18 protein-coding genes are annotated in these 19392 nt (G+C 33.1%); 11 read left to right on the top strand and 7 right to left on the bottom strand.

Going from position 1 to position 19392, the window contains the following annotated elements; all coding sequences use genetic code 11:
* Positions 1 to 7: 7 nt before the first annotated feature.
* The 4 genes from C1Y58_RS04350 to C1Y58_RS04335 all read left to right on the top strand — a co-directional run bounded on the left by C1Y58_RS04350 (position 8) and on the right by C1Y58_RS04335 (position 4554).
* The gene (locus tag C1Y58_RS04350; RefSeq protein WP_242985323.1) at positions 8 to 916 is read left to right on the top strand and encodes an ABC transporter permease; all 909 of its coding nucleotides are present in this window, start codon (positions 8 to 10) and stop codon (positions 914 to 916) included.
* 34 nt (positions 917 to 950) lie between these two features.
* Entirely contained in the window at positions 951 to 1829 is an 879-nt protein-coding gene (locus C1Y58_RS04345) for a carbohydrate ABC transporter permease (RefSeq protein ID WP_105614751.1), read from the top strand.
* A gap of 131 nt (positions 1830 to 1960) precedes the next feature.
* Complete coding sequence (locus tag C1Y58_RS04340) at positions 1961 to 3589, top strand: extracellular solute-binding protein (RefSeq protein ID WP_105614750.1); 1629 nt, start codon at positions 1961 to 1963, stop codon at positions 3587 to 3589.
* Between the two features lie 179 nt (positions 3590 to 3768).
* On the top strand, positions 3769 to 4554 hold the full coding sequence (locus C1Y58_RS04335; RefSeq protein WP_105614749.1) for a hypothetical protein: 786 nt from the start codon (positions 3769 to 3771) through the stop codon (positions 4552 to 4554).
* 345 nt (positions 4555 to 4899) lie between these two features.
* On the opposite strand, the gene C1Y58_RS04330 is transcribed toward C1Y58_RS04335, so the two are convergent.
* The gene (locus C1Y58_RS04330; protein ID WP_105614748.1) at positions 4900 to 5736 is read right to left on the bottom strand and encodes an AraC family transcriptional regulator; all 837 of its coding nucleotides are present in this window, start codon (positions 5734 to 5736) and stop codon (positions 4900 to 4902) included.
* A gap of 151 nt (positions 5737 to 5887) precedes the next feature.
* On the opposite strand from C1Y58_RS04330, the gene C1Y58_RS04325 reads away from it, so the two are divergent.
* The 3 genes from C1Y58_RS04325 to C1Y58_RS04315 all read left to right on the top strand — a co-directional run bounded on the left by C1Y58_RS04325 (position 5888) and on the right by C1Y58_RS04315 (position 8728).
* Entirely contained in the window at positions 5888 to 7894 is a 2007-nt protein-coding gene (locus C1Y58_RS04325) for a glycoside hydrolase family 36 protein (protein ID WP_105614747.1), read from the top strand.
* A 180-nt stretch (positions 7895 to 8074) separates the two neighbouring features.
* Positions 8075 to 8494 (top strand): hypothetical protein, encoded by a 420-nt coding sequence (locus C1Y58_RS04320; protein ID WP_105614746.1) that lies wholly within the window; start codon positions 8075 to 8077, stop codon positions 8492 to 8494.
* A gap of 15 nt (positions 8495 to 8509) precedes the next feature.
* Positions 8510 to 8728 (top strand): hypothetical protein, encoded by a 219-nt coding sequence (locus C1Y58_RS04315; RefSeq protein WP_105614745.1) that lies wholly within the window; start codon positions 8510 to 8512, stop codon positions 8726 to 8728.
* A gap of 118 nt (positions 8729 to 8846) precedes the next feature.
* Here the strand turns inward: C1Y58_RS04315 and C1Y58_RS04310 are convergent, their stop codons facing one another.
* Together C1Y58_RS04310 and C1Y58_RS04305 are read right to left on the bottom strand one after the other, a co-directional pair.
* The gene (locus tag C1Y58_RS04310; protein ID WP_105614744.1) at positions 8847 to 9194 is read right to left on the bottom strand and encodes a hypothetical protein; all 348 of its coding nucleotides are present in this window, start codon (positions 9192 to 9194) and stop codon (positions 8847 to 8849) included.
* Between the two features lie 114 nt (positions 9195 to 9308).
* The gene (locus C1Y58_RS04305; protein ID WP_105614743.1) at positions 9309 to 9953 is read right to left on the bottom strand and encodes a hypothetical protein; all 645 of its coding nucleotides are present in this window, start codon (positions 9951 to 9953) and stop codon (positions 9309 to 9311) included.
* A 561-nt stretch (positions 9954 to 10514) separates the two neighbouring features.
* Here C1Y58_RS04305 and C1Y58_RS04295 point away from each other — a divergent pair.
* On the top strand, positions 10515 to 10883 hold the full coding sequence (locus C1Y58_RS04295; RefSeq protein WP_105614741.1) for a hypothetical protein: 369 nt from the start codon (positions 10515 to 10517) through the stop codon (positions 10881 to 10883).
* 367 nt (positions 10884 to 11250) lie between these two features.
* Here C1Y58_RS04295 and C1Y58_RS04290 read toward each other — a convergent pair whose 3' ends face one another.
* Positions 11251 to 11739: a lactoylglutathione lyase family protein gene (locus C1Y58_RS04290; protein WP_105614740.1), complete on the bottom strand. Its 489-nt coding sequence runs from the start codon at positions 11737 to 11739 to the stop codon at positions 11251 to 11253.
* A 111-nt stretch (positions 11740 to 11850) separates the two neighbouring features.
* Here C1Y58_RS04290 and C1Y58_RS04285 point away from each other — a divergent pair, with 111 nt between their 5' ends.
* Entirely contained in the window at positions 11851 to 12183 is a 333-nt protein-coding gene (locus C1Y58_RS04285; RefSeq protein WP_105614739.1) for a winged helix-turn-helix transcriptional regulator, read from the top strand.
* A gap of 1 nt (position 12184) precedes the next feature.
* Here C1Y58_RS04285 and C1Y58_RS04280 read toward each other — a convergent pair whose 3' ends face one another.
* The gene (locus C1Y58_RS04280; protein ID WP_105614738.1) at positions 12185 to 13069 is read right to left on the bottom strand and encodes a GNAT family N-acetyltransferase; all 885 of its coding nucleotides are present in this window, start codon (positions 13067 to 13069) and stop codon (positions 12185 to 12187) included.
* An 82-nt stretch (positions 13070 to 13151) separates the two neighbouring features.
* Positions 13152 to 13778 carry a TetR/AcrR family transcriptional regulator gene (locus tag C1Y58_RS04275; protein WP_157949944.1) on the bottom strand — a complete coding sequence of 209 codons (627 nt, stop codon included), beginning with the start codon at positions 13776 to 13778 and terminating at the stop codon, positions 13152 to 13154.
* Positions 13779 to 13943: 165 nt separating this feature from the next.
* Between C1Y58_RS04275 and C1Y58_RS04270 the strand changes: the two genes are divergently transcribed.
* Entirely contained in the window at positions 13944 to 16592 is a 2649-nt protein-coding gene (locus C1Y58_RS04270) for a PEP/pyruvate-binding domain-containing protein (protein WP_170311515.1), read from the top strand.
* 352 nt (positions 16593 to 16944) lie between these two features.
* On the opposite strand, the gene C1Y58_RS04265 is transcribed toward C1Y58_RS04270, so the two are convergent.
* Positions 16945 to 17748: a helix-turn-helix domain-containing protein gene (locus tag C1Y58_RS04265; RefSeq protein WP_170311514.1), complete on the bottom strand. Its 804-nt coding sequence runs from the start codon at positions 17746 to 17748 to the stop codon at positions 16945 to 16947.
* Positions 17749 to 18050: 302 nt separating this feature from the next.
* Between C1Y58_RS04265 and C1Y58_RS04260 the strand changes: the two genes are divergently transcribed.
* On the top strand, positions 18051 to 19379 hold the full coding sequence (locus tag C1Y58_RS04260; RefSeq protein WP_105614734.1) for a glycoside-pentoside-hexuronide (GPH):cation symporter: 1329 nt from the start codon (positions 18051 to 18053) through the stop codon (positions 19377 to 19379).
* Positions 19380 to 19392: the final 13 nt, after the last annotated feature.

Here is a 19392-nt window from a genome sequence, read left to right as displayed (position 1 = left end):
GGTTATGATGTTGACTAAACTTACACAACATATCAAAAACCAGTGGGAACTTTATTGTTTAGTACTGCCTTCAGTGATCCTGTTACTCGTATTTCACTATTTTCCAATGTATGGACTACAAATAGCATTTAAAGATTTTAGTCCAGTAAAGGGAATTATGGGAAGTGAATGGGTAGGGCTTAAGTACTTTATAAAATTCTTTGAATCTTATAGGTTTACAGAGATTTTGTGGAATACACTTTCACTAAGTGTTTATTCTTTGATAGCCAGCTTCCCATTTCCAATTATATTAGCTTTAGTATTGAATCAAATACGAGTTGTTAAATTTAAAAAAACAGTTCAAACAGTAACATATATGCCATATTTTATTTCTGTTGTTGTAGTTGTAGCAATGATGCAATTATTTACATCACCAGCTAATGGAATTATTAATAATATTATTGTGTTTTTCGGTGGCGATCCAGTAAATTTTATGGCTGAACCAGGATGGTTTAAAAGCCTGTATGTTTTTTCTGGAATTTGGCAAAGAACTGGTTGGGACAGTATCATATATTTAGCAGCCTTGTCATCCGTTGATCCTAGCCTGTATGAGGCAGCATCTATTGATGGAGCAAACAAATGGCATAAAATTATCTATATTGATATACCAAGCATTATACCAACCATGATTATTTTGTTGATTTTAGCAAGCGGTAATCTGATGAATGTAGGCTTTGAGAAAGTATTACTCATGCAAAATGATTTAACAGTAGGCGTATCAGAGATTATTAATACTTACACTTATAAGGTGGGATTGATAGAAGCTCAATATAGTTATTCAGCAGCTATTGGTCTATTTAATACAATAGTCAACTTTATATTGTTGGTAACCCTCAATCAAATTGCCAAGAAAAAAGGTGGTATGAATCTATTCTAATGGAAAGCATTTGAATTAAGAGAGGAGAGGGATCATGAATATGAAGTCTAGGAAAGATACAGTAGTTACAGTAGTTATATATGTCATTGCAGCGGTTGCATTAATACTGTCTTTATATCCACTATATTTTGTTATCATTGCATCAATAAGTTCACCAGTAGCAGTTGAAGCCGGGCAGGTCTATCTATTTCCAGTGGATCTATCCTGGGAAGGATACATAAGGGTTTTTCAAGACTCCAGATTGTGGATAGGGTATCGAAATACAATTTTTTATACAATAGCAGGTACTTCTTGCAGTCTACTTTTTACATTACCAGCTGCATATGCCTTATCACGTAAGGACTTTAAAGCAGGGAAAATATTTATGTTTTTTATGACTTTTACTATGTTCTTTAATGGAGGACTTATACCTACTTATTTGTTAATAAAAAATATTGGTTTATATAACACACCATGGGTAATGATCTTACCATTTTGTCTAAATATATATAATCTAATCATTACGCGAACCTTTTTTACGAGAAGTATACCAAGTAGCTTACTAGAAGCTGCTAAAATAGATGGATGTGGTAATTTTAGATTCTTCATCAGCATTGTATTGCCACTATCGAAAGCAATTATTGCTGTAATCACATTATATTATGCGGTTGCACAATGGAATGAATATTTTAAAGCACTCATTTATATACGTGATGAAGAACTGAATACTTTGCAATTAGTTTTACGATCAATCTTATTGGAAGGCGAAACCTTATCCAATAGTGGTGGTGAAAGTGCCATTCAGGCAAAACGTATAGCAGGACTCATGAAATACTCAATAATTGTTTTGGCATCACTTCCTGTTATTATCATCTATCCATTCATGCAAAAGTACTTTGTACAAGGCGTTATGATTGGAGCAATAAAAGAATAATTGGAATAGATTAATGCTTACTGGAGGATAGGTTTACATCAAACAAAAGAAATATAATAGATAAGCTTATATACTTTGTTTATCTTCAATTATATTAATACCAAATTAAAGGGAGAGGGAGAGAGATTCATATGAAAATCTACAAAAAGATTATTGCGTTATGCCTTGGTGCAACCTTAGTATTCACAGGTTGTTCTGGAGAAACAGATACGAATAGTAATACAGAAACAAATGATGACAAAAATATACAGGTAACAGCTAATTTTAATGAGACAGGTTACCCTATTGTTGATGAAGAAATGACATTAAGCGTTATGTTTGCAGGGGCAACACAAACGGAGTCACTTGAGTCTATGCCTTCAATTCAGAATTTAAAAGAATTAACCAATATCGGAATCGATGTAGAATTCATTGGAGGTGATGATTTTAGAACAAAGGTTAACCTTGTACTAGCCAGTGGAGATTTACCAGACGTTATATTGGGTGGTGAAGGTCTTAAAGATGTGGATATTTTAAATAACAAAGAGTATTTTTATCCATTAGATGACTATCTTCAATACGCTCCCAATGTACAAAAAATGTTTGAAGAAGTACCAATTCTAAAGAAGATTGCAACTGCTCCAGATGGACATATATACAGCTTACCATCATACCGTCCATTTAGACCTCAAGTTAATAATGCATGGATTATTAATACAACATGGTTAGATAACTTAGGGTTGGATATGCCAACAACAACTGAAGAATTTTATAGTGTTCTTAAAGCATTTAAAGAAGAGGATGCCAACGGTAATGGTGATCCAAATGATGAATTACCATTTACAACTGATCCCAGTGGAATGTTCAGCTATCAAGACTTATTTAATGCATTTGGTATAACAAATACAGCAAACTTTGTTAACGAAAAGATGGATATTCGTGATGGTAAAGTAAGATTTACACCTATAACAGAGGAATACAAAGAAGCAATGAAATATATGCGCCGTCTTCTGGAGGAAGAGTTGATTAATCCTGAACTCTTTACAGCAACTGACTTTTGGACTATCGGACAAGTCGATTCTAACGGTGGAGCAAAAGTTGGAGTTATCACAAGTTGGACAGCGCCACAAATGGTAGGACAATGGGCTGATCAATATGAAGTATTATTACCACTTGAAGGACCTAATGGTCATAGAGGGATTACAAACGAGTTAATGCAAACAACAGTTGTTAAGAATCCATTTGTCATACCAAGAACAAATAAAAATCCTGAAGCAACGATGCGTTGGATTAATGAGTGGTATGGTGAAGACATGACTGTACAAGCTTTCTTTGGTTCATTTGGAGAAGGTACTAAGAAAAATGATGACGGAACCTACAGCATTTTACCACCAGCTGATGATACCAAAAATCCAGATGAATGGAAATGGATCAAGGGTGTTGCTGACCCAGCACCAGTTTATTTCTCAGAAGAACTACAAGATAAAATTTTAGATGCTGATTTCCATAAGCTAAAAGCAAGTTATGATGATCTATACGGAGACTTAATTGAACCAATTGAAAATACATTCCCAATGATGACTTGGGCACCAGAAGAATCTACAGAATTGTCAACATTGTATGGTGATATCTATACATATGTCGATCGAAAAGCAGCTGAGTGGATGATGAATGGTGGCATTGAAGAAGAATGGGATGATTATATTAAAGAAATTAATAAAATGGGCTATGATCGTTTAATGGAGATTTATCAGACTGCTTATGATCGATTCATGAATTAGAAGGTAAAAAAATTAGTGATCTGGTATTATAATCCATGAAGTATTAAGCCGCTATGTTCCTATGATGGAGTATAGCGGCTTTGTACTCACTTATGTTAGAATGGTAGTAATTAAATTGATTATACAGTTTATGGAACAAATGATTGAATCGTAGCGTCTAAAGATGGGTGGTGATATAAATGAAAGTAAAGATAATCTTAATGTTACTGTTAATTAGTACGATTGTCAGTGGTTGTTCAAGAATAATGAGAAAAGATACCTCTAAGGGAGAAGTTGAACCTATAACCCTATTTGAATACAATAATGCCTATTATGAATACCTAGATGATGAGTATTTAGAAGTGCATGATATCTATAGGGAAATTACTCAAGAGGATTTAGGTGATGAAATCTATGAAATACCTTCAGGAACCATAGGTCATGATTCAGCATACGATCATTCCAAAGTATATGAATATAAAGCTTTTAATAGTAACGCGATTGTAGTGGTGGATAAAAAAGGCCTGTATCAAGTATTCGGTTTTTGTAACTTTATCGATGATCAACCTAATGATGCTAAGAGAATTCTAGAAGTCTACAATGTGACCAGCCCAGAAGATATTGTTTGCATCGAAGAGTTTTCTCCTTATGCAGTGAATAAGATAGGGATAACTGTACCTCAAACCGTCAATATTTTTAAGGATAAAGAATATATTGAACACTTCTATTCAGAATATAAAGATATGAAGGATGTAGGTTCTGATCAATATGAAGAGGATGCATTTGGAGACGTAACAGAAGAACAATGGCAAAATGGCTACGATGCATACCTAGAAGGACAAAGAGATTTCTACTTGAATCTAACCAATGGACTGAGAATCAAGTTAAGCTTTTATCCTGAGATAGGGTATATGGATGGCTATTTGGCACACTACAAAATAACAGAAGAATTTAGCGAATTCTTAAGCAATAAGACCTCTCACTGAGAGGTCTTTAATTGATTAAATGAGCACTAGAATTTATTTTTTATCTTTATAAAAAGTATTATATAAATAAGTTACAGCAATTACGGATAACATAAAATCTGTTACTGGTGTATCGGTTTTGAAAATAGAACCTGCAACAATGAATACTAAAAATGAAATTAATACTATACTGATTATATTGATGCTATTATTATTCAATTACTTCACCCTTATCTTATTCAAATGTAATTACGCTATTATTGAAAATAGTTAATACTGACTAGATCCACTTATATAATTAACTAGATAATAATAGAATAACATTATTTTTCTAATACCTCAATTGTGAAGCTCTTTAAATTCTGTTTAATGCTTCCTCCAATTAGAAGGTGATAGATTCATGTACTTCTTAAACATGCGAGAAAATAAATAACCATCACTATAGCCAACTGAGTCTGCAACTTCTGTTATAGTTAAAGACGTTTTTTCAAGTAAATTACAAGCATGATTTAAGCGATACACTATTAAATATTTCTGTGGTGATATATTCAGGTGAGTACTAAATAACTGATATAAATACTTTCTACTTATACCAACATATTGAGCTACCTCATCAATGGTCAACTTCCTAGAAAAGTTCTGATGGATATATTGGATAGATTGCTCGATATAATCTTGTTGATAAGCTTTTGAGTTTTTTTCTTCTGGGTTATGCTTCTTTCCAGCTGATAAAAGGTAAAAAAATTGATAGAGAAGACTTTTATTATGGTAAGAGTTGGATCTATAGTTGTTAAAGCTATCATAAAGAGCATTCATGCAATCATGCAACTGCATATCTTTGTCATAAGTAAAGACAGGATTTTCTTGATTCAATCCCACGTCATCTAAAAACTCTTTAGCCTTAGTTCCATTAAATGCAACCCAATTGTATTCCCAAGGGTTAGCTTCACTAGCCTTATATTCTGTCAGCGTATTGGGGGTAATGAGAAAACCTTGATTTTCATGTAGTTGATATGTTTGATTATCGACTTTATAGATACCATTACCTTTTACAATGTAGTGAATAATATAGTAGTTTCTTACGCCCCTTCTATAATGATTAGGAGGACAAGCTTGCTTGCCACTAAAGTATAAATCCAAATCTGAGGAAAGTATCTTATCAAATTGCATATCAATAATAGTTGTTTCATTAGATTTAAACACGAATAAGAACCTCCCTCTAAAAACCTGTCATTAACAGTCATTATACCATGTTCATCAGTCATTATACAATTGATTACCGCCTGTTCCATTATTATAATGATGGTAGATAAATGGCCGTTTACTCAATAATGATGATATTGGAGGTAGTACATTGAGTCTACAACATGGATTAATAGACAATAATAGAATGACGCTTCTTAATAATGGTTATGGTTTTCAAGGGTTCAGCTTTTCTATTCACTTAGCAAATAAATTGTTATGCAGTTCAAATGCCTATTTAGTAGAACATAATGGTGATACCTACACATTTGAGTGGGAAGACGGGGTAAGAGTCAACTATTCAGTTAAGTTAGACCATACAGATCCAATAGCCTATTTAAGTATGACCGTTATTAACAGATCCCAAAAGAATATATGTATTCAATCAGTATCACCACTCAGTATCGCTAATGAGACAATGGTACTTGGAGAAGGTATTGATGACTGGATACTGTATAAAAATGGTATAAGGAAAAATGATACAGTATCCATTTATAAATTCCAAGATCCTGATTATGATTTGAAAGAAGTCATAGGACAAGGTGATGAGTTAGGTAAAATAACCTATATTGATAGTCAACAAGATCAGGTATCTATTAATAGCCAATACCTCACTGTATTAAAATCAGAAAGCACTGGTCAATCCATACTTCTTGGCTCTATTGAACCAACTCAGGAATTCTCTAGCCATAACTTCATATGTTCTAGAGATGAAAAAAACTTTGAGTCACTGTCAATAAATGTTCCATTAGATAATATGACTCTGTCTAGTGACGAAGAGTATAACCTTGGGTCAGTTATGATTTCCTTTGAACAGGATTTTAAAGCTATACAACACTACGCCGAAATCAGTAGTCAAGGTCTAGATAAAAATTGGAGGCAATTACCTCAACTAGGCTGGTGCTCTTGGTACTTCTTTTATGAAAACATCACTCAAGAAAAAGTACTAGCAAATGCAGAAATAATAAAGCAGTACGATCTACCGCTGGAAGTGATGCTAATTGATATGGGATGGGAACAACGATTGGGAGATTGGTATGCTAATCATAAATTTAGTAACGGTATGAAATGGATGGCAGATCAGATTAAGTCTTATGGGCTAAAACCAGGTTTATGGTTATCGCCCTTTTGGGTAGAGCCACGAAGTGAGATACACCTGAATCATCCTGAGTGGTTATTGCATGATTCTAGTGATAAACCCATTGTATTCAGATGTCATATTGATGGATATATCATAGATACATCTATACCAGAAGCTTATCAATGGATTACTAATGTATTTAAGAGAGTCTCAAAGGAATGGGGATTTGAAGTGGTGAAGGTAGATTTCTTAAGAGCTGTAGCTATCTATGAACAGGCTCAATTTAAGAATCCAGTATCACGGGCAGAGGCTTTACGATTAGGTATGGAAGCTATTCGAAGGGGGATAGGTAATGATGTAACCATGATAGCCTGTGGAGGACAATATGGTCCAACCCTTGACATAGCCGATATCAATCGGACCAGTAATGACATAACGGCTAAGTGGTCAAGTGTAAGAAACACATTCAAGAAAAATATCTTGAGGTATTGGATGAATAAGAAATGGTGGGTCAATGATCCAGATTGTATCATTCTCAGAGATGAAACTGAAGGGACACCTGGTTATATTGCTGGTCATAAGAAGGACGAAAGAGGAAGCTTCAACAACCTTGAAGTAGAAACAATTATCGATCTCTTCAAAGCCTTAAACGGTACTTTTTTATTAGGGGATGATCTTTCCCAATTAAGTGATGATAAACTTATTATAATTAAAGAAGCTCTTAAGAACTACAACAAAGAAAGTAGTGGAGCTGTCCCAAGAGATCTCTTTAATAATCTTTACCCACATATTTTAGAGAAGAAAATTAATTCTACAACCCATGAAGTAACCATTGTCAATTGGAGAGAGGAATCAGAAGGTATTCAGGAGAGTTGGAGGTTATCTGAATTAATAGGAGAGCAGGATGATCAGAGTAGTTATAGGGTTACAAATCAAAAGACTGGTCAGGTTCTAGGAGAATTTAAAGTGACTGATACCCTTCCAGCTTGTCATATACCACTACATGGTAGTATCAAATTGCTTATTACAATAGCTTAAATAAGAGAGAGCTCGTCTAAATCATTTTATTTAGATGGGTTCCTTAAGTCGTTGACTATAATTTATCTTTTGGCATAAAAACATCTATTCTTTTATAAATTATTGTTAAATTGGGCATAATAGGTTGCGTACAAAGTGTACGTTGTGTATACTATAAGTAGAATAGGTAGGTGGTACTAAATGATTCAAAGTTCTACAGAAGTTCGTAAAAATTGGGGAGCTTTCATAGACGATGTTATGCGTAAGAAACCAGCGTTTGTCAAAAGGAGTAGAGATATATTTACAGTTCTTTCAATTGAGCAATTGGACTTAATATTATCTAAGTATTCAATGTCCGGTCACATTATTGCAGAAGAAGATGGGAGTTATACAGCGACTATTAATGAAATTGATCTTGTTGCAAATGATGAAACGAAAGATGGAGTAAAAGAAAAATTGATTGATGATTTATTAGAGTATGCAGAAGAATATATAGAAGAATTCTCACTGTATTATCACTCATCTAATAGAAGAGAACATTTCCCCTATATATACAAAACACTAGCCCACGCCCATGAAAAAGACAAAATTAGCGAACTACTTAATTTAGAAGAAAAGTAGATTGAGGGGAATCGTATGCCAACGTGGAAAGAACTAAAAAGATTTTATGAAAGAGATAATTGGGAACTCTATAAAAATACGGATCATTATTTTTTTAGAAAGCGAATGTCTAATGGGGAGTTAAAAAGAACTAAAGTATCAAGAGGGTCAAAAGAAATACCACGGAATTTGTGGGAAGAAATATTGAGAAGACAGCTAAAAGTAACCGAAGAATATTTTAACAGTACAAAATGAAGGACTCTAACATCATAAGAATGTTGGGGTCTTTTAAACTGTATAGAATTTGACAAACCTTCAAACCGTAGAGCTAAAGAAATAGTTAGATTAAATCCAGCTATTTCTTTTTTCACATTTAGCTTATCTTCTTGATTTTGAATACAATATGGAGATTTGAGGATTCTGTTTCATGTATTTCTAAATTATAGTTTTCTTTTTTGAATGGCATGTGAGGTATATCGGATATCTGATTGAGAATATTATTTAAGATATTTTGTGCTAGATATTCTGTTTGAGAGATTATAAGAAAGTTAAAGCAAATGCAGGGAACGACGTGATCTCTAGTGAAAGTGAAAGCAATATTTTCCGAACTTAGAAACTTCTTTATTTCAGTACCAAAATAATTACTTATGTAACTGTTAACTACGGTTACATTGCTATGAACTTTTAAAAGATTAATCTTAATACTAGAAGAATATTGCATGTTATACCTCCTAAAAATAATTTAACTCTATAGTTTATCTTATTCCAAAAGGTTTAGGTAGTATAACCACTCACTTTGTAAAACATGACTATAACTACATGGAGATTTGGTACTTTAGCTTTGTGAAAAGTCTTCTTTTAGAACACCAATTAATCCTGTTAACATAATTAAAGCACCAATACATACTAATATATGACCATTAGGAACTGGTACCAATGGACCGGCTAACCCGTAAATTAAAAGTCCAATTAGAACCAAAACTGTTTTCCACCTTTTAACGTTAGCAGATGACATCATCAATAAAACAAGTATAATAAAGCCCAGTATGAATAAGATTGGTCCATAGCTTAAAAATAATATACCAAAAGTAGATGAATTAAGTATTTCTAAGAATTCTCCAATCACCTCGTTATTACCTACTTTCCAAGCATCCCAAAGTATAAAGTCATAGGCTAGTAGACCAGTCACACCAATAATTCCAGCATATGATAAAAACACACCTAGTATTGTTGTTTTTATTTTCTTTTCATCTATGTAAGAAATTAATTTATTGATTAAAAAAGGTAAAAAGATGATAGCTACAAGGACAAATAAATGAGATATCAGCCACTTCAGACTGTTATCCTTAGCGCTATTTATTTCTCCTAGTATTGTATCCTGTGTTATTGGATGAGTAAGTTCTGATAATGCAAAGAATAATGGTACGACTATTAATGCTATTCTACCTAAAGTCTTATTAATGATATCTTTTGTATTCACTTTTTAACACTCCTTATTTTGAAATTAATATAGTTATTTTTAGGGCTCAAATTGAGTTTGAATTCGTGACCTATTTGTACAAATTATATCACAATATACATGAATTTGGAATTTGTGAAGTTGAATAGAAAAGTAGCTTTAATTTAGGGGATATAAATAGATCTTACTTATTTATATTAAGAGTATTTAATAATTAATTTCAAGTACGTAATTCTCTTGCCACAAATTACCTTTGGAGTAAAATCAAGATCAAAGTATAATCTTAAGTGATTAAGAATATATGAGCGAGGATGAAGATGTGAGTGGGTAAATGGTGGAACAAATTGATATATACAGTTGAATATATTGGTTACACAGTTTTAGGAGTGATTATTTGTGTTATAGTAATATCTATTTTGCCAGATAAGATTACTGATGTACTTGCTGTAGTTTGCGGAGTAGTTTTTATTGGAAAAAGGATTATAAAGACTATTAATAGATATTTGAAATAAGATGTAGCAATTATTCAAAAAATCACATTGATCTACTTGGTAATGTGAAATAATATTAGGGGTGAGTAGAATGAAAATGTTAAAAGTTTTTCGTATATATTTTATAATTGTGTTAGTAGGAAGTGTATTATTACCGATTTTTACAGAGGCTACGTACAATCTTATGTTACCAGCATATTTTTTGCTTCTGGTACTTATATTTGTTTTTGGTAAATTGATCAGATATTTAGAAAAGAAAGAGGTAACTGATGAGGTAATTCAAAATTATGCTGTCGAACATGTAAAACCCAAAGTGAGAGTGTTCATCAATTTTATAATAATCATAATGATTATTAACTTCATAGGTATTGCTATAAAAGAGCAAGACATAACACCTTTGTTAGTCTTTAGCCCTATAATACTAATAACTTATTTAGTTGCACGTTACTTTTCCAGATAAACATATAGTGAGAACTACGATATGATCAGTGTAGTGAATAAAGAAAGATTATCCTATATATATCATATTTGATATATATAGTTGTTTAATTTCAGGCAATTCATGATGCGTTAGGGAATTATCAAAAACCGACCAAGTTCCTGTACAAGTAACCGACCAAGTTAAAAGACTTTGTAATGCCGTTGATGTATTTAGTGATAACCCTGAAATAGGCCAGATTTTTTTTGTAGGTAAAATTTATTTATTAGTTATAGTATAAATTTTGTAAAGTATTATGATATAACAATCCATAGAAAAATAGTCTATATCTATGGATTGTTTTGTTTTGTAACTTAATATGATAAAATGTAATGGAATGAAGAATATATTAATAAGAACCAGCAGAGTATGTCATCTCATAGCTGTGGCTATAAACTTCAAAGATGTTACCAAAGGGATCTTCAACATAGCACATTTTAAATGGTTTCTCTCCAGGATAGTACTCACGAATAGGCATTCTTTGTTTACCACCATGTTCAACGATCTTTGCAACAAGTCCTTCAATATCAGGATCTTGAACAGAAAAATGGAAAAGTCCAGTTTTCCAATACTCGAAATGGTTTTCTGGCTTTTCATTATGAGGGAATTCAAAGATCTCCACACCGATTTTATCACCTGTTGATAAATGGGCTATGCGGAAACTTTCCCAATCCTCACCGAAAACGTCGTTGCACATAATACCAATAGCTGAATCATCTTTAGTAATTTCTGTTGGTTCCATCAATACATACCAACCCATTACTTCACTATAGAATTTAACAGCTTCGTCGAGGTTAGGGACAGATAATCCAATATGAGAAAAGGTTCTAGGATACATATAGAATCACTCCTTATTTTTAATGAGGCAAGTATAACATTAAAAGAAATACAATACTAGTATGCACTTTTTAGTTATATACTAACTAAAAAGTTAGTTGGAGCAGAGAAAATGAAAGATAAAATAGAAGTTAATGAAAAAGGAAAATTAGATTGTTCCATCGAAAGAACCATGTCCATTATAGGTGGGAAGTGGAAGCCTGTTATATTGTGGCACCTTGGTACAGATGGAACACTACGATACAATCAGTTAAGAAAGATGCTTCCTGGCATCGCTCACAAAATGTTGAGTCAACAACTCAGAGAATTGGAAAAAGATAATTTAATAATTCGAAAGCAATACAATGAAGTACCTCCTAAAGTAGAATATTCTCTGACTGAAAGAGGACAAACAGTTATGCCTATACTGCAGTTGATGCACACTTGGGGTAAAGATATAAAGTAGATTATCCTTGAAAAGTGTAGGTTAGATTACTGTAGCTTGGACCAGAAGAAAAACCAAGTTTAGTATATAACTGTTCTGCTGGATTTCCCACCATAACACCTAAGGTAATAACAGGGGAGATCGTGTGTGCAATGTTTATTGTTTTAAGCATCATAGCTTCTGCAATTCCTTTTCTACGATATTCTGGTATTACAGAAACTTGATGAATGGTTGAAAAGTTATTCGGTGAGTCAGGGTATATCCCTGCAATACATACTCCTACTAGGTCATGATTATCAATATCTTTAACAATTGTACTTAGGTGCAACGATTCAGTCTGCAAAAAAGCTTGAAATCGCATATTAATTGCTTTCTCAATTTCCGATTTATCAGGTGCTTTGTATTTTGAGGTAAAGCCAGAGGAATGTGCTTCAAAAACAGTCTGTACAATATTAGGAATATCTTTTATGGTTGGTTCGTCAAAATAGAAATTTTTACAAAGAACAACATTGCTTTGTTCTGTTGGTCGAAGCATTCTTCGTTGAGTCATTTTAATCGTTACTGAAAATTGTTTATTTAATAGATTAACATCCAGATCGGATATATTAGTTAAATATAGTTCATTTTTAGAACAGGTTTTATAAGCAAAGTCCAAAACGATTTTCCAAAATAACATCCTGTCGTTAAATGGTGGGTACATAAAAGGATAACTTACTTGATCATCTAATAATATAAATCCGCCAATTAATTTATCTTTTAAAAAAACAAAATAGCTATTTACCTTCGATTTAAATACATTCACGCGCTCGTTCCAATCAAATCTCAAAAATATATTGGAATCTGTATAAATAGTATGATATATTGCAAATTTTTCGCTATTTACTGTAGTGCAGGTACATTTATCCATAACATTAAACACCGCCTAATATTAATTATCTTTATGTCTTAATATATCATAGATTAAAACTCGATATTATAGAATGAGTGCCTCACTTACCCATCCCCCTACCAAACACGTCAACATAGGTATGAGCAAAAGCACTTTTAAATTCATTAGTAGCTTCAGCAACCTCTGGATCACCATTGATCTCAAGAATAGCATATCCAATAAGTGATGTATAAAGTAATCTTGAAAGTATTTTAACATCAAAATCTTCAACAATTCCCTTACTCTTTAGAATCGTTAACTTTTCTTCGAGGGTTTCAAGATATGGCTTTACAATTCGCTCATAATACATAGGTCCTAATGTCTTATCAGTAAGCAGTTCTGGAATAAGAGCCTTGATAATTTTTCGATCTCTAGCCTTAGCTTCTTGATCAATATCAGCATTTTGTTTATACATGTTGAGAATAAATTCTTGAACAGATTCAACTTCTGTAGAAACATTAAAATCTCGTTTATTATTCACATATCTTTCAACGATGGTCATTAAAATTTCATTCTTATTTTTAAAATAATTATAAAGAGTGCCTTCTGCCATATCAGCTTCTTTAGCAATTTCTTTTGTTGTAGCACTTTTAAAGCCCTTCTGGCTGATAACAGTAGCAGCAGCTTCTAAAATTTCTTCTTGAATTCTTTGTATTCGTTTAGCTTTTCTGGAGTCTATAGTGGACATTTTTGATTCGCTCCTCATATTTTGAGTTTGCACTCATAATATCATAATAGGAGTAGAAAATCAAGAAAGATATAGATATGATATTTCTGCTGAAACAGTTGACAAAAATAAAATATGAGCATATACTCAAATTATGAGTAGTTATTCATGAGGGGAGGCTACATGATGACAATATACTATAATTCTGTTACTCAGGAGAATGCAAAGTTATATTATAGTTTTGAAACGAAGGAAGATGTGAAAATATCTGAAGTAGGTGGAAAAGCTAGGTCGTTAATAAGAATGACTCAAGGTGGATTTAATGTACCAGGAGGTAGTGTTTTAACAGTTAAGTTTTTTGAGGAATGGTTAGAACAAATCACTGAGCTAATGACATTTCAGAGCAATGCCAATAATCCAAAAGCCTTTAAAGAAATGGCAGTGGAATTAAAAGAATACGCAACGGCATTAGAGTATAGCCAAGAGCAGAAGGAAGTTATCGATGAAATATTAAAAGATCTAGGGATGGATGACAGATATGCAGTTAGATCATCATCACCAGAGGAAGATTTAAGCGGAGCTTCTTTTGCAGGTGGCTATGAGACATTTCTTGGTGCCACAAAAGATACCATCTATGAGTGCATCAAAAAGGCTTTTATATCATGCATGGATGAAAGGGTATTTCATTACAAACATCAAAACGGATTTGATACCAGCATCCTTAGAATAGCAGTCATCATACAAAAGCAAATCAATTCTAGTTCATCAGGAGTTGGATTTTCATTGAATCCACTGAATAACTGTTATGATGAAGCAGTGATTAATGCTAATACCGGTCTTGGTGAAAGTGTTGTTTCTGGATTAGTCACACCTGATGAATTCATTGTGGATAAGTATCGTGAAGAAATAATAGAAAAAACATTGGGATCAAAAGAACAGGCTATTATTCTAAGTGAACAAGAAGGAACAAAAATAATTGCAGGAAGCCAAGAGATGTATTCCATAGATGATCAGAAAGCAATAAGAATAACGAAATTAATAAATGATATAGAAGACTACTACGGTTTTCCTGTTGATATTGAGTGGGCGTTTAGTGGTAATGAGCTTTATATCCTGCAATCAAGACCTATAACCACTTATATCCCTTTACCAAAAGAAATGTTAACTGAACCAGGAGAGCCAAAATTATTATACCTCGATGGAAGCTTAACCAAGCAAGGTATTACCACGCCTATATCCGTTATGGGGTGTGACTGCATTGATAAAACCCAAAGAGTTATGTTTAAGAACATGGTTGGTAAAGCGGATGTTACAAATGCTAAATCTGGAATGGCTTGCACGCTAGGGGGGAGGATGTATGCTAATCTTTCCATCATGATTAAGTTCCAAGGTAAAGAAAAAGTGATTAAAGGAGCAAGATTTTCTGATATAGGATCAGCTGAACTGATCAGAGCCCTTGATATAAGTGAGTATATACCTAAGAAGATGCCAGATGCCATGAAGGGTACTATATGGGGTGCTATTAAGAATAATATTGGTACGGTTAAATACATCATGAAGGCAGCGAAAGACCCTGCCCAATATAAAGCATGGTATCAAACTTATGAAGATGACTTTGAGAATTACCTTGAAGACATTATGAATAAAGAAATGAAACTATCGGATGCGCCAACCTTAATCTTTAATGAATTCCTTGTCCTATTGAACAAAATGATGGCAATGACATTTGCAGCTGAAATAGCTAGAAATAGAATTGAGAAAATCCTTAAAAAGAACTTTCAAGATCATGAAGAGAAAATGCATTTATTACAAAGATCCTTACCTAATAATATCACCATTGACATGGGATTAATGATGTACGATATCTCCCAATTTGATCAAGTAAAGAACCTAGAATATCATGAGTTTGAGAAGATGCTAGACAATCATCAATTAGAGCAAACACTTGAAAAGAAGTGGAATGAATATATTAAGTTATACGGTTCAAGAACAACCAATGAACTGGACATTGCTACAACTAGACCTTATGAAGATGCTAGAAGTATCTTCGAACAGATTAAAAGAATGTCTTTTATAGACCAAAAAGATAGTCCATATGAAATCTATAATAAGGCTAAAGAATTAAGAGAAAAGACCTATGTAGAGATTCTAGAACAATTAGGTGCTAGAGATCGCAAAAAGCTTAAGAAACATTATAGAAACTTGGTAGCCTTAGGTGGTAAACGTGAAGAACTAAAATACTGGTATATCCGATCAATCGATGCAGTACGTCAAGTAGTTATGCGTAAAAGTAAGCAATTATTGTATGAAGGAAAGATTAATAAGAGTGAAGATATCTTTTGGCTTAAACTTCATGAGGTAGATGAAGCATTCCATATGAGTAAAGAAGATGTAGCTGCAATAATTGATGAAAAGAAACCTTATTACCGATTATTAGCGCAAGTTAATGAATTCCCTAAATTAATCGATTCAAGAGGTAAGATATTAAGACTTCCACAGGTAGAACCAAAAGAAGGGGAATTAGTAGGTCAGCCTATTTCACCAGGAGTAGTTGTAGGTCGCGTGAAAGTTCTAAAGACACCCGATGAAAAACCTTTACTACCAGGAGAAATCATGGTAACAAGAGCAACAGATCCAGGATGGACACCACTATTCATCAATGCTTCCGCCATATTACTTGAAGTAGGCGGTTTACTACAACATGGAGCCTTAGTGGCAAGAGAATACGGTAAGCCCTGTATAGCAGGTATCGATCATGTCATGGATATATTAAAAGATGGTCAATTGGTGGAAATAGACGGTGGTAGAGGATTGATAAAAATACTTGAAGATTAAGGTACATTCAATTAATAATAGATGGTTTGGAAAAGAAGTTCTGTTATTGAGTGATTTAAATAATAATGACTAATAATTTGTACACAATGGATATGTATAGTATAATTTGATGAGTGCTAACATAACGGTAAGCGGTTGGTCACTCCCTTATAAAAAGGGGGTGCATATTATGGAGTATTTGATTATATTGGTAATACTATTAATACTAATAGAACAGATTCTACATAAAAATAACAACCGCTAACTGCCATTAGTCGGTTGTTAAAAATTATAACCACTATTGGACCAACCGTTTATCGTTGGCACTTTATACTTTTATTATAAATCTCAAGATAAGAGATGTCAATTCACTTTAATCATCTTTCTCCTGTGAAAGTTGTTTCACATGTTCTTGTTTATATTGCTTAGGTGTCATACCACAAATCTTCTTAAATATCTTAGTAAAGTGACTTTGAGTTGTATAACCAAGCTTATTAGAGATTTCCACAATAGAGAGTTCCGTTAGCAAGAGGAGATGTTGAGCCTTCTTGATACGACTCTGATGAATGTATTCTGAAAAAGGAATCCCAACTTCTTGTTTAAAAATTCTTGATAGATAACTACTATTAACATCAAGATCCTCAGCAACTTGAGTTAATGATAAGTCATCATATAGATGCTGATCAATGTAATGAAGGGTATTCTTTATAAGTGGAGATGTAGGTGTCTTTCGATGAACAATCCCACTTTTAATTTGACTCATGAAGTCCATGAGCATAACAGCATTTAAATAATTTAATGCTTCTTCATCTTCAAGTGATTCAATCTTATTGATGTATAGATCACTTAAGTAATAAGCGTATTTCTCTTCTAATCCAGCTTTCATGGCAACCCTTGTAATAAGAGCACAGCTGCAAATCATGTTATTCTTCTTTGAACGAACAGGATTACCTTGACACAGCACTGGTGTTGGATAGCTGCTGTATTCACGTGCTATCTTTTCAACTTCTTCAATATTACCTTCTATTAATGCAAGGTTCAATCTTTTCTCTAAAGCATAAGGGTGATGAGAATCAAGTAGAGTATCATCCTTTTCGAGTTGTTTACTTTCCTTCATGATATCAGTCATATTAAAAGATTCTTGTATTTCCTTTAAATTAATATTGCCTATAAACACTCCATCACCACCTAAAGAATGTAATTCATCTATTGTCATTAGTATAGCACAGATTGGACTAAGTATAATAGCTTAAAAAATTCCTTATTTAATGCTATAGTACAATTTATATAATACTACACATCAGACACTCATGATTTTCACATGTTTTAATGTGGAATCTTTAAAGTAAAATATAGAACAAAAAATAGTAAACAGTATGATATAACTTAATTCAAAAAAGTTGTACAATATAACTAATTCGATCGAGTTGGATGAGTACATGATGGACAACAATATACTATATACAGGGAGTGGTAGGGATGAGTATCAAAGAGAAGTTTCTCACAAGTAGAGCAGAACGTATGGCGTATGGGGGATTTTTTGTTGGGCAAAACATCATATTTATATTCGTATTACAATATTTGACCATGTTTTATACAGATATTGTTGGCTTAGCACCGGCGGCAGTAGGTACACTATTTTTAGTTGCTAGAGTATGGGATGCCGTTAATGATCCTATTCTTGGAGCTATAGTGGATCGCTCTAATTTTAAAAGTGGTAAGTTTAAGCCATGGATTAATGCCGTTATTGTGTTAATGCCTATAGCGACTATAGCAGTTTTTTGGAATGTAGGTGGGGGATCAACTTCTAATTTGGTTTACGCCTATATCACATATATACTATGGGGCATGATCTATACAATAAGTGATGTTCCAATCTTTGCAATTGCTACAGTTATGACTGATAATATAGATGAACGTGTTAGTCTTATTTCCATAGGTCGATTTGCAGCCGGTATTGCAGCTCTTATAGCAGCTGCATTAGGTGCACCGATTATTGAAGCATTAGGATGGACAACAGCCACGATTGTGTTAATGGTTATAGCATTTGCTGTTATGCTACCTGTTCGATTTTTAGTTAGAGAACGAATTGTTTATGAACGTAAAGAGACAGTAAACTTAAAAAGTATGATTCAAGCAATTTCAAGCAATAAGTACTTAATGATATTTTACTTAGCTTTTATTATAATGGGGAGTTTGAATACTTCAAGCGTTGCAGGAATATACTTTGCTACTTACAATTTAGGTAGTTTAGAATTATTTATGATTATAAGCTTTATAGGTATGTCCCCAATGCTTGTTATACCAGTAATTCTTCCAGCTTTAGTTAGAAAATTTGGTAAGAAAAATATCTACATGACAGCAGTTATATTAGGCATTGTTACCTGTGTTGCCCAATACTTCATTGGTTACGAGAATTTTGCACTCTTCTTAGTCTTAAGCGCTATAAAAGGTATTGGTCTTATGATACCAGGGACTATGATGGGGCTATTCTCAGCTGATTGTGTAGAATACGGTGCCTATGTTACAGGACGACGTAATGAAGGTATTACATTTTCAGTGCAAACTTTCTCAGTAAAGCTAGGAACAGCTTTTGCAGGCTTTTTTGGTACAGTACTATTAGGTTATTACGGGTATGTTCCTAATGTACAACAAAGTGAAAGAGCCCTTGATGGTTTGTGGAAAATGATGACCATATATCCTGCAGTTGGACTTATAATAGCAGTGATCATCGTAGGGTTATTCTATAAACTAAAAGAATCTGATGTAAGAAGAATGATTGAAGAAATGAAAGTAAAGAATGCATAATAGAGGTATGGAG

It is taken from the genome of Vallitalea okinawensis (genome assembly GCF_002964605.1).
GTDB classification, from domain to species: Bacteria; Bacillota; Clostridia; order Lachnospirales; family PQDH01; genus Vallitalea_A; species Vallitalea_A okinawensis.
The sequence above is the reverse complement of the archived record's forward strand: the minus strand, read 5'-3'. Positions and strand labels throughout refer to the sequence as shown.